Origin of the sequence: Methylobacterium sp. Leaf399 (assembly GCF_001424525.1) — a bacterium.
GTDB lineage: Bacteria > Pseudomonadota > Alphaproteobacteria > Rhizobiales > Beijerinckiaceae > Methylobacterium.
Genome location: NZ_LMQK01000007.1, coordinates 38,472 through 50,144 on the forward strand (window position 1 = coordinate 38,472; position 11,673 = coordinate 50,144).

Below are 11,673 nucleotides of genomic sequence, written 5' to 3' on the forward strand. Positions count from 1 at the left end.
GAAGTGATCAACCGGAAATGGCATGAGATCCCGAGCCGCGGGACAACGGGCGACGTTGACCCGCCGGTCGGTGGTATTATGCATGCAGTCATAGGCCGCGACGAAGACGGCGACGGGGCGGGACAGGGACGGGACACCATGGCGACAACGGCCGAGCCGGCGACGGGTCCCGAAGCGATGGGCGCCGGGACGACGAGCCCGCGGGCGGCGCGGCGGCAGGGTGCCGGCTTGGCCCGCCGCCTGGCCGAGGCGCTCCGGGGCGAGGCACGCTTCGACGCCTTCACCCGCGGTCGCTACGCCACCGACGCCTCGATCTACCAGATCGTGCCGACGGGCGTGGTCTTCCCGAAATCGGCCGCCGACATCGCCGCGACGCTCGCCATCGCCGCCGAGCACGGCGTGCCCGTGATCCTGCGCGGCGGCGGCACCTCGCAGAACGGCCAGCCGATCGGGCGCGGCCTCGTGGTGGATTGCTCGCGCCACCTCGACGGCATCCTCGCCTACGATCCGCAGGGCGGCACCGTCACGGTTGAGCCCGGCATGGTGCTGGAGCGCCTCAACACCCGGGTGAAGGCGGACGGCTGGTTCTTTCCCGTCGAGCCCTCGACGGCCAGCCGCTGCACCATCGGCGGCATGGCCGGCAACAACTCCTGCGGCGCCCGCTCGCTGCGCTTCGGCAAGATGAGCGACAACGTCCTGGCGATGGAGGCGCTGTTCCACGACGGCGAGGCGTTCGGCTTTTCGCTGACGGGAAACGAGGCCACCGGCGTGTCGGGCTCGGCGCGGGCAAAGGATCTCGCGCGCCGCATGGTTTCCCTGGCGGAATCGGAGCGGGACGAAATCCTGGCGATGTACCCGCGCGTGCAGCGGCGGGTCGGCGGCTACAACCTCGACGCCCTGATCGAGCCGCGCCCGAACCTCGCCCATCTGCTGGTCGGCTCGGAGGGGACGCTGGCGGCCACCACCTCGGTGACGCTCAAGCTCTCGCGCCTGCCGACCCACCGGGTGATGGGGGTGTGCCACTTCCCCTCGTTCCGTTCCGCGATGGAGACCACGAAGGCGATCGTCGACCTGAACCCGGTCGCGGTCGAACTCGTGGACAACAACGTCCTGGTGCTGGGCGCCGACATCCCGCTGTTCCGCACCACGCTCGCCGACATCACGCGGGGCCGGCCGAACTGCCTGCTCCTCACGGAGTTCGCCGGCGAGGACCGCGACGCGCTGCTGGCCGACCTCAGGCGCCTCGACGCCTGCATGGCCGACCACGGATTCACCGACGCCGTCGTCGAGGTGCCCGAGCCTGCGCGCCAGCGCTCGGTCTGGGAGGTACGCGAGGCCTGCCTCAACATCATGATGTCGACCAAGGGCGACGCCAAGCCGGTGTCCTTCATCGAGGATTGTGCGGTGCCGCTCGAGCACCTGGCCGACTACACCGACGCCGTCACCGACGTGTTCACCCGGCACGGCACCCGCGGCACCTGGTACGCCCACGCCTCGGTCGGCTGCCTGCACGTGCGCCCGATCCTCGACATGAAGCAGGGCGGGGACGTCGCCAAGATGCGCTCCATCGCGGAGGAGGCCTCCGCCCTGGTGCGCCGCTTCAAGGGCTCGTACTCGGGCGAGCACGGCGACGGCATCTCGCGCTCGGAATACGTGGAGCCGCTGTTCGGCGCCCGCCTCACCCGCGCCTTCGAGGCGGTCAAGGACGGCTTCGACCCGGACAACCGGCTCAACCCGGGCAAGATCGTGCGGCCCCTGCGGATGGACGACCGCTCGCTGATGCGCTTCGCGCCGGGCTACGCCGTCACCGCGCCGGCGGCGACGGCACTCGACTGGTCGGACTGGGGCGGCCTCGGCGGGGCCGTCGAGATGTGCAACAACAACGGCACCTGCCGCAAGCTCGCGGGCGGGGCGATGTGCCCGTCCTACCGGGCGACGCGGGAGGAGCAGCACCTCACCCGCGGCCGGGCGAACTCGTTGCGGCTCGCGATCTCCGGACAGCTCGGGGCCGACGCCTTCACATCCCCCGAGATGAAGCGCACGATGGACCTGTGCGTTTCGTGCAAGGCCTGCCGCCGGGAATGCCCCACCGGCGTCGACATGGCCAAGATGAAGGTCGAGTTCCTCCACCACTACCACGCCCGCCACGGCCTGCCCCTGAAGGAGCGGCTGGTGGCCGAACTGCCGCGCTATGCCGGGCTGGCGGCGAAACTCGCCCCGCTCCTCAACCTGCGCGACCGGGTGCCCGCCCTGGCGCGGCTGTCGGAAAGGGTCGCGGGGCTCTCGGCCCGGCGGACCCTGCCGGCCTGGCGCCGGCCCTGGGCGGAGACGGGCGAGCCGGCCCACCCCTCCGACGTCACGGGCACGTTTCGCGACATCGTCCTGTTCGGCGACACCTTCAACCGCGCCTTCGAGCGCGAGAACCTGGAGGCGGCCGAGCGCGTCCTGGTCGCCGCCGGCTACCGCCTCCACCGGGTTTTTCCGCACACGGGCCGGCGACCCTTGTGCTGCGGGCGGACCTATCTCGCCTCCGGCCAGACCGACCGGGCGCGGGAGGAGGCGCGCCGCACCCTCGACGCGCTGCTGCCCTACGTTCGGGCCGGCGCCCGCGTCGTCGGGCTGGAGCCCTCCTGCCTGCTGACGTTCCGCGACGAGTTCGCCGCCCTGCTGCCCGGCGAGGAGGCAACGGCCCTGGCCGGCGCCAGCCTGCTGTTCGAGGAACTGCTGGCCGCCGACCTCGCGGCCGGGCGGATCGCGCTGCCGCTGGCCGACCAGGGCGGGCGCGTCGCGCATCTCCACGGCCACTGCCACCAGAAGGCCTTCGACGCGATGGGGGCGGTGGAAACGGTCCTGCGGCAGGTGCCGGGGCTCGAGGTCAAGGTGATCGAGTCGAGCTGCTGCGGCATGGCCGGCGCCTTCGGCTACGGGGCCGACACCATCGACGTCTCGCTGGCCATGGCCGAGCTGTCGCTGTTCCCGGCGCTGCGCAAGGCCGGTCCCGACGATTGGGTCGTCGCCGACGGCACCAGTTGCCGGCATCAGATCCACGATGGGCTCGGGATCAGCGCGCAGCATGTGGCGCGGGTGTTGGATGGGGCGTTGGTAACGGGTGGGCGGCCGCGGTAGCGGCACACGCCCGTCGTGTTCAGGTCGACACGTTATGAAGTGCGGTGTTTGAGCAGAAGCTGCACGGCGAAGGCTATGGCATCCTTCGTAGAGACCGATTTCAATGCCGTGATCCCACCCTCGGCAGAAGCGATGGCGGCGAGGGCGTCGGCGCGGCTGACGCGATACATTGGGTCATAATCGGCGTTGTGGCGTTCGACCTGTAGAGTTTGGAGAATGTCGCCCACCCGCACCAGACCAGCGGGAAAACCGAGCTTGCGGAGCTGATGACAGGCGTTCTTGACGTCGCCGTGATTCAGGGCGCGATAGGTCTGGCGCCACGCCTTATCCGGTCGGTTGATTCCCACTCCCACGAGCCGGTCTGCGCATTGTCTCGCGACTTCATGAAACAGGGCATAATAGGCTGTACTGATCGCGCGCTTGAGGTTGGCCTGGCGTGGCTTGCCGCTGCCCGCCTTGGCGAGCAAGCGAGCCGTCTCCAGAAGCTCCTGGCTCACGGCCGGCCGCGACGCCGCCGGACAACCTCCGGCACATCGTGCGAGATGTAAGCGAAACGCGGCTCCTTGAGCTCGAACAGCCTGTCGTTGAGCTTCGTGATCGTCTCGGAAGCCACTTTCGGATCAGGCTCGGCGTCGGCGTGGCTGTAGTGGACGAGCACCCGGATGACCGGGTCGCCATCGTGATCCTCGGTGCCGATCGCCTCGACCTGCGCGATACCGAAGCGGCCGAGCTCTTGCCGAATGACGGTTTCGATCGCGTCTTTCAGGGCGGGGGTGATCTCGGTGTCGACCATGAATCCAGCCTATCATGAGCGCTGACGACGAGCCATCGTCGCAACCGGCGCCTCACCCCACCGTCTCGCGCACCACGCCCCGCGCCAAAAACCCCTCGATCTCCGCTTCGTCGTAACCGACCCCCCGCAGGATCGCGCGGCTGTGCTCCCCCAGCAGCGGTGCGGCCCCCTGCACCCGCCCGGGCGTGCCCGAAAACTTCACCGGCAGTCCCAGCGTCCGCATCGGCCCGATGCGGGTGTGGTCGACCTCCACCACCATCTCGCGGGCGAGCGCCTGGGGGTCGCGGTGCATGGCGAGCACGTCGAGGACCGGGCCGGCCGGGACACCGCCGTCCTCAAGGCGAGCGAGCCACGTCGCGGACGATTCCCGGCGAAACCGCGGGGCCAGCACCGCGGCCAGTGCCTCGCGGTTTTCCATCCGCTCGGCGTTGCGGGCAAAGCGCGGCTCGTGGCCGAGATCGGCGGCACCCAGCACCTCGAGGAGGCGCAGCCAGTTGGTCTGGTTGGCCGCCCCGACCGTGATCCAGCCGTCGGCGGTCTGGAACGCCTCGTAGGGGGCGTTGAGCGGATGGGCCGAGCCCATCGGGCCGGGCGCGATGCCGGTGGCCATGGCGATGGCCGATTGCCAGTAGGTCAGGGTGATGCCGGCCTCGAACAGGGAGGTGTCCACCGCCTGGCCCTCGCCGGTCCTGAGGCGGTGGGTGTAGGCGGCCAGCACCCCCATCGCCGCCAGGATGCCGGCGGTGACGTCGGTGACGGGCGGGCCGCACTTCATCGGCGCCTCGCCGGGTCCCGCGCCGGTGATGCTCATGAGCCCGCTCATGCCCTGCGCCACGAGGTCGAAGCCGGGCCGCTCGGCATAGGGGCCGGTGCGCCCGAAGCCCGAGAGGGCGCAGTAGATCAGGGCGGGGTAGGCGGCCTTGAGGGTGTCCCAGCCGAGGCCGAGGCGCTCCATGGTGCCGGCGCGGTAGTTCTCGATCAGTACGTCGGCCCCGGCCAGCAGCCGGTGCAGGATCGCCCGGCCCTCCGGGCTCTTGAGGTCGAGCGCGATGCCGCGCTTGCCCCGGTTCATCATCATGTAGGCGGCGCTCTCGCCCTCCAGGGACGGCGGCACCGAACGGCGGGTGTCGTCGCCGCCCTCGATCTTCTCGACCTTGATCACCGTGGCGCCCATGTCGGCGAGCATCAGGCCGCAGACCGGGCCGGCCATGATGTGGGCGAGTTCGATCACCGTGAGGCCGCGCAAGGGGCCGTGAGGCTGGTCGGAGGTGGTGTGCATGGAATCCCGCCCTGGCGTTTTTCCCCCATCATCGGCGAGCCGGCGCGGGAAGGCCACAGGAGCGGTCGTGATCGAGAAAACCCACTGTTGCCAAACGGCCCCGAAACTTCATACCCTGGTATACAAGGCGGGGCCGCCAAGAGCACCGCCGGAGGACAACGCCATGCAATCCATCGTGAAGGCCGCCCTGGCGGCCACGCTGCTGCCCGTCGGCCCGGCCCTGGCCTGGGAGCCGACCAAGCCCATCGAGATCATCGTGCCCTTCCCGCCCGGCGGCTCGTCCGACCAGATGGCGCGCACGATCCAGGGTGCGATCCAGAAGAACAACCTCGTCTCCCAGCCGATCATCATCGTCAACAAGCCGGCCGCGGCGGGCGGCGAGGCGATGCTCGACATCCAGAAGTCGGCCGGCGACCCCCACAAGCTCATCACCACCTCGAGCGGCATCTACATGACGCCGCTGGCCACCAAGCTGCCGGTGAGCTGGAAGAACTTCACCCCGGTCGCGATGATGGCGCAGGACGCCTTCCTGCTCTGGGTGAACGCGAGCACCCCCTACAAGACCGCGGGCGACTTCGTCGCCGCCGCCAAGGCCGCCAATCCGCCCCTGAAGACCGGCGGCAACGGCTCGAAGCGCGAGGACCACCTCATCTCCGTGACGATGGAGCAGGCGGCCGGCATCAAGATCACCTACATTCCCTACCAGGGCGGGGGACCTTCCTCCGTGCAGCTCGCCGGCGGCCACATCGACGCCAACATGAACAACCCGGCCGAGGAGATCGCCAACTGGCGCTCGGGCGCGGTCAAGCCGCTGTGCGTGTTCTCCGACAAGCCGCTGGGCTACACCCAGAAGATCACCGCCGACATGTCCTGGGCCGACGTGCCCACCTGCGTCTCGCAGGGCCTCGACGTGAACTACCAGATGCTGCGCGGTATGTTCATGCCCGGCAAGGTGACGCCCGAGCAGCAGGCCTTCTACGTGAACCTCTTCAAGAAGGTCACCGAGACGGCCGACTGGAAGGCCTACGTCGAGCGCAACGCCCTGGTGCCCGACTTCCGCTCCGGCGACGCGTTCGTCTCGTTCCTCACCACCGACGAGCAGAAGCACAAGGACCTGATGGGCAAGGCCGGGTTCATCGGCACCAACTGAGGGCGGCCGCCGGGTGAGCACTCCGGCGCGTTCGCGCTGACCCCTCGGTCCCTTTCCCTCGCGGGGAGGGACCGAGGGTGGGAGTGGCCGGGCGACCCTCCTCCGGGGACAAGCGGAACCGCCCCCACTATCGACTCCTCCCCGCACCCGGGTCGGGCCTGCCCGACCCGGACCCCCGGGGTGCATCTCTCGGGCAGGCCCGAGAGATGCGGGGGACGAGAGGTGCGCGCCGAACGAACGATCAGGATGAACGGATGACCGAGACGTCCCAAACGGCCACCGAGCCCGGCCTGTCGCGCCGGATGGTGGAGATCCTCGTCGCCCTCGTCCTGATGGGGCTGGCGGGGCTTGTGCTGTGGGATTCCTACGAGCGCGGCGCGGGCTGGGACGCCGGGCCCCAGAACGGGTTCTTCCCCGCCCGCGTCGGCTGGATCCTGCTGATCGCGGCGGCCGCCGCCCTGGTGAGCGCGGTGCGGCGCGAGGACAGCGTGTTCGTCACCTACGGCCAGCTGCGCATGGTCGGCTCGGTGTTCGCGCCGCTGTTCCTCTACGTGCTCGCCATCGAGTTCGTCGGCATCTACACCGCCTCGGCCCTGTTCATGGCGGTGTTCATGGTGATGCTCGGCGAGTTCCGCTGGTGGCAGACGCTGCTGGCGGTGGTCGCCGTGCCGCTCGTGGCGTTCTGGGTCTTCGAGATTCAATTCCGGCTGTCCCTGCCCAAGGGTCCGGTCGAGGCGATGCTCGGCTTCTGATCTCAACCAAGAAAAGTCCGAGGAACCGCCATGGACGATCTCCACCAGCTCATGTTGGGCTTCCAGGTCGCCTTGTCCTGGACCAACGTCATGTTCATGATCGTCGGCGTGCTGCTCGGCATCGTGGTCGGCGTGCTGCCGGGCCTGGGCGGCCCCAACGGCGTCGCGATCCTGCTGCCGCTGACCTTCGGCATGGACCCGACTTCCGCGATCATCCTCCTGTCGTCGATCTACTGGGGGGCCCTGTTCGGGGGCGCCATTACCTCGATCCTGTTCAACATCCCCGGGGAGGCGTGGTCGGTGGCCACCACCTTCGACGGCTATCCGATGGCCCAGCAGGGCAAGGCCGGCGAGGCGCTCACCGCCGCCTTCACCGCCTCCTTCATCGGGGCGCTGGCCGGTGTCATCCTGATCACCTTCGTGGCGCCGCTGGTGGCGAAATTCGCCCTGCGGTTCGGCCCGGCCGAGTTCTTCGGGGTGTTCTTCCTGACGTTCTGCTCGTTCATCGGCATGGGCAAGGAGAACAAGGCCAAGATCGTGGCCTCCCTCGCCATCGGCTTCCTGCTCGCCGCGGTGGGCCTCGACACCATCTCCGGCGACCTGCGCCTGACCTTCGGGGTGAGCGAGCTCATCAAGGGCTTCGACTTCCTCGTGGTGGTGATCGGCCTGTTCGGCGTCTCCGAGATCCTGCTCACCATCGAGGAGGGCCTGCACTTCAAGGGCAAGAAGGCGCAGATCGACCTCAAGGTCGTCCTGCGCACCTGGGCCGCGCTGCCGCGCTACTGGGCGACGCTGATCCGCTCATCGATCGTGGGCATGTGGATGGGCGTGACGCCGGGCGGCGCCATCGCGGCCTCCTTCATGGGGTACGGCCTCGCCAAAAGGTTCTCGCGCACGCCCGAGAACTTCGGGCGCGGCGAGATCGAGGGCGTGCTGGCGCCCGAGACCGCGGCGCATGCCGCCGGCACTTCGGCGCTGCTGCCGATGCTGGCGCTGGGCATCCCGGGTTCGGCCACGGCCGCGGTGCTGCTCGGCGGCCTGATGATCTGGGGCCTGCAACCCGGCCCGCTCCTGTTCATCGAGAACAAGGAGTTCGTCTGGGGCCTCATCGCCTCGATGTACCTCGGCAACGTCGCCGGCCTCCTGATCGTGCTCGCCACCGTGCCGGTCTTCGCCGCGATCATGCGCATTCCCTTCGCGCTGGTGGCGCCGATCATCCTGATCGTCTGCGCCATCGGCGCTTACACGGTGGAATCCTCGCGGTTCGACATCTGGCTGATGCTGGTGTTCGGGGTGATCGGCTACATCTTCAAGAAGCTCGACTATCCCCTCGCCCCCCTGGTCCTGGCCCTGGTGCTCGGCGACCGCGCCGAGGACGCGTTCCGCCAGGCCCTGCTCGGCTCGGGCGGCAACCTGTCGGTGTTCTTCTCCAACGGCCTCGTCTCGACCCTGATGGTGATGGGGCTGGCGCTGCTGTTCTGGGGTCCGCTGAGCGCCGGCACCGGCTTCCTGAGGCGCAGGCTCGCGCCGGCCCGCTCGGCCCCCCTCGGCCGCTGAGGCGCCGGGCCTCTGGCGCCCGGGATCTCGGATCGACCACCTCGCCGCACGATCGCGCACGGCGAGGTGGTGCGCGCCTGACCGTTGCGGTCGCCGACGCACGAACGGCTCGGGTCGACGGCCCCGCCCCCCCATCGGACCGATCCCGGCCAAACCGTCTCCGAGCGAACGCCCGGGAACGCCGCCTCTGAACGCCCCTTTCAAGCGCCGCGTGGAACCCGCACGGCATCCGCTCGTTGACAGCCAGATTGGAATTTGTCTAATGAGAATGTAGCGCCGCGAGGCGACCGTTCTTCGAAGGAGACCGACGATGGCCGACGTGAAGTGTGACACCTGCAAGTTCTACGACGAGCACAAGGTCAACGGCGCCATGGCGCACGGCGACGAAGGCCTGTGCCGCTTCAACCCGCCCGTGAGCCAGCCGGGTCCCAAGGACCACGGCCTGTGGCCGGTGGTGAGCGCCTCCGACTGGTGCGGTCATTTCACGCCCGAGATGAGCGCCGCCGAATAAGCGATCTCGGCACGACGACCAGGGCCAGCCTCGCGGCTGGCCCTTTTTCGTGGTCCAAGCCTTTTCGTGGTCCAAGCCTTTTCGTGGCCGAGCGTTCTTCGTCGCCGGAGACGGCGATCCGGGTCCCTGGTCCGGTCGGACCTCACTGGAAAAACGCTCGGGCCCCGCGCCCGGCGAGCCTGCGTCGGGAAAGCCCCGCGGCCTTCGACCGGACCCCGACGCGCGCCTGCGACGATGCCGATCGCCAGGGGAGGGACCGGTTCCTGTGGAAATCGAGACCCCGGCGGGGACGGCCTGAGCAGGTTCGCGTCGGAACGCCAACGCTTTACTCCTGCCGAAGCCCTCGGTCTGTCACAGGTTTTCGGCGCAGGACATGACGAACACCTGCCGGGGATGGGCGAGCCATCCTCGGTTCGCGGTCACCGCGCGTGGATCCCCATCCCGTGGATCCCCATCCAAAGACGAATCCGCCGCCTCGGTTGCGTCGACGCAGACTTTCATCCTGCGTTTGACGTTTTCCGCCCGCAGCGCATCGACCCGTGTGACTGCGGCGGACACGCCATCGTGAGATATCTCACGAAAAGCCACGTCACGAAAAGATTGACTCATAAGCTTCACACATCGTCATCCAACGCCCAGCATGAATGCTACGATCGAGGTTGGATCGTCATGCTCACTCAGCTCGCCGACAGGACTCTACTGCGCCGCCAGATCGCCCTCCTGGCCGGCGCCATCAGCTTGGCCATCGTCGGAGCGACCACGATCGGTTCCGCCCTGCTGGCGCGCGGGCAGGCGACCGACATGGCCCAGGGCAACCTGCTGCAGGTCGCGCGATCCGTGGCCGACCGGCTCGATCAGGACATGGCCGAGCGCCTGCGGGAGATCCGCAACGTGGCGGCCCTCGAACCCCTTCAGCCCCATTGGATGGAGAGCACCGGCAGCCTGCGCAAGGTCCTCGACAGGATGCAGGAGACCCTTCCGGACTACGCCTGGATCGGGTTCGCGGATCGCGAGGGCCGGGTGCGTGCCGCCACGGGCGGCGTTCTCGAGGGCGCGAACGTCGGCCAGCGGCCCTGGTTCAAGAACGGGATCCGGCAGGCCGCCGTCGAGGACGTGCATTTCGCATCCCTGCTGCAGACCTTGCTCACGCCGAATGCCGACGGGACCCCGTTTCGGTTCGTGGACCTCGCCGTTCCGATCGGCGATGCCTCGGGCCAGGTGGTGGGCGTTCTCGGCGTCCATCTCAGCTGGCGCTGGGCCGATGTGGTCCGGCGCGAGGTTCTGGCGTCCCGGCGCCCCGACCTGAAGGAGGACATCGTCGTCCTCGACCGGGCCGGTCGCGTCCTGCTCGGACCCGACCTGGGCACGGCGCCCTACACGGCGGCCCAACTGGCGGCCGGCCACTTCATCGACGAGCGCGCCGACGGAACCCGCCTCGCGACGGCGACCGCGACCCGCGGCCGGGGCGACTATCCGGGCCTGGGCTGGATCGTCGTGGCCCTGCAGCCGATCGATACCGCGCTCACCGGTGCCACCCAGTTGACCGGCCTCATCATCCTGCTGGGCCTGGGCGCGGCGCTGATCGGGATGGTCGGCATCCGGCTGGTCGCGGCACGCCTGAGCCGGCCGTTGACGCAGCTGACCGAGGCCGTCGACCGCATCGGCCGGGACCCGAACGCCAGGATGACCGACCGCGTGCACGGCTCGCCCGAGGTTCTTCGCCTGTCGACCTCGGTGCGGTCGCTGCTGAGGCGGATCGGCACGGCCGAGGCGGATGCCCGCCACATCGAGGCCGTGGCCTCGAGCGCGGCCCACGCCGCGGAGGATCGCGTCAGGCGCCTCGGGGCGGATCTCCATGCCATGCAGGTGCTCGCCGACACCGATGCACTCACCGGCCTCCTCAATCGGCGTGCGTTCCTGCCGCTGGCCAACGACGCGATGAGCTACTTCAAGCGCTATCGCCGGGCGATCTGCGTGCTGATGGTCGACATCGATCACTTCAAGCGCGTCAACGACCTGTACGGACATGCGGCGGGCGACGAAGTGATCCGCCAGGTCGGCCGGATCATCGGCGATGCCATCCGGACCACCGACAAGGTGGCCCGGTTCGGGGGCGAGGAGTTCGTGGTCCTGCTCCGCGAGACCGACCTGCGCGGCGCGACGATCCTGGCGGACCGGATCCGCCAGACCGTCGCGGACACCGTGTTCGAGCCGGAGGGGCAATGCCTCAGGGCGACGATCAGCATCGGCATGGCCGAGGCCGAGCAGACCGACGAAGACATCGACCGCACGATCGAACGCGCGGATCGCGCGCTCTACGAGGCCAAGTCGAGCGGCCGGAACTGCGTCCGCTCGTTCGAGGCGGCCACCTTCCCCAGCCTGCGCGCGGCAGCGTAGGAGCCGGGCACCGTCGTGCGGTCGTGCCCGTCGACGCCCAGCGCGCCGGTCCCATCGCTTTCGGCGCCCCGTCTCCAGAGCGAGTTCCGGGCGGATCCATGTCGCACG

At 69.2% G+C, this 11,673-nt stretch carries 9 protein-coding genes; 6 read left to right on the forward strand and 3 right to left on the reverse strand.

The genetic code is table 11. The features are described 5' to 3' along the window. Positions 1–138 precede the first annotated feature (138 nt). Positions 139–3,126, forward strand: a complete 2,988-nt coding sequence (locus ASG40_RS07025) for an FAD-binding and (Fe-S)-binding domain-containing protein (RefSeq protein WP_055882917.1) — start codon at positions 139–141, stop codon at positions 3,124–3,126. A gap of 32 nt (positions 3,127–3,158) precedes the next feature. On the opposite strand, the gene ASG40_RS20345 is transcribed toward ASG40_RS07025, so the two are convergent. Genes ASG40_RS20345 through ASG40_RS07035 form a run of 3 tightly spaced genes read right to left on the reverse strand, consistent with a single transcriptional unit; the run spans position 3,159 to position 5,198 of the window. Beyond that, a complete protein-coding gene (locus ASG40_RS20345) occupies positions 3,159–3,593 on the reverse strand; it encodes a hypothetical protein (RefSeq protein ID WP_156387607.1) in 435 nt (144 codons plus the stop codon). Between the two features lie 26 nt (positions 3,594–3,619). Next, entirely contained in the window at positions 3,620–3,919 is a 300-nt protein-coding gene (locus tag ASG40_RS07030) for a hypothetical protein (protein ID WP_055882919.1), read from the reverse strand. Between the two features lie 52 nt (positions 3,920–3,971). Beyond that, complete coding sequence (locus tag ASG40_RS07035) at positions 3,972–5,198, reverse strand: CaiB/BaiF CoA transferase family protein (protein ID WP_055882922.1); 1,227 nt, start codon at positions 5,196–5,198, stop codon at positions 3,972–3,974. A 163-nt stretch (positions 5,199–5,361) separates the two neighbouring features. On the opposite strand from ASG40_RS07035, the gene ASG40_RS07040 reads away from it, so the two are divergent. From ASG40_RS07040 to ASG40_RS07060, 5 genes are all read left to right on the forward strand, one after another. Then, positions 5,362–6,348 (forward strand): Bug family tripartite tricarboxylate transporter substrate binding protein, encoded by a 987-nt coding sequence (locus ASG40_RS07040; protein ID WP_055882924.1) that lies wholly within the window; start codon positions 5,362–5,364, stop codon positions 6,346–6,348. Between the two features lie 254 nt (positions 6,349–6,602). Next, positions 6,603–7,100 carry a tripartite tricarboxylate transporter TctB family protein gene (locus ASG40_RS07045; RefSeq protein WP_156387608.1) on the forward strand — a complete coding sequence of 166 codons (498 nt, stop codon included), beginning with the start codon at positions 6,603–6,605 and terminating at the stop codon, positions 7,098–7,100. A gap of 30 nt (positions 7,101–7,130) precedes the next feature. Continuing rightward, entirely contained in the window at positions 7,131–8,657 is a 1,527-nt protein-coding gene (locus ASG40_RS07050) for a tripartite tricarboxylate transporter permease (RefSeq protein WP_055882929.1), read from the forward strand. Positions 8,658–8,967: 310 nt separating this feature from the next. Next, positions 8,968–9,168 carry a hypothetical protein gene (locus tag ASG40_RS07055; protein WP_055882932.1) on the forward strand — a complete coding sequence of 67 codons (201 nt, stop codon included), beginning with the start codon at positions 8,968–8,970 and terminating at the stop codon, positions 9,166–9,168. A gap of 234 nt (positions 9,169–9,402) precedes the next feature. Continuing rightward, complete coding sequence (locus ASG40_RS07060) at positions 9,403–11,565, forward strand: sensor domain-containing diguanylate cyclase (protein WP_244480551.1); 2,163 nt, start codon at positions 9,403–9,405, stop codon at positions 11,563–11,565. Positions 11,566–11,673 lie beyond the last annotated feature (108 nt).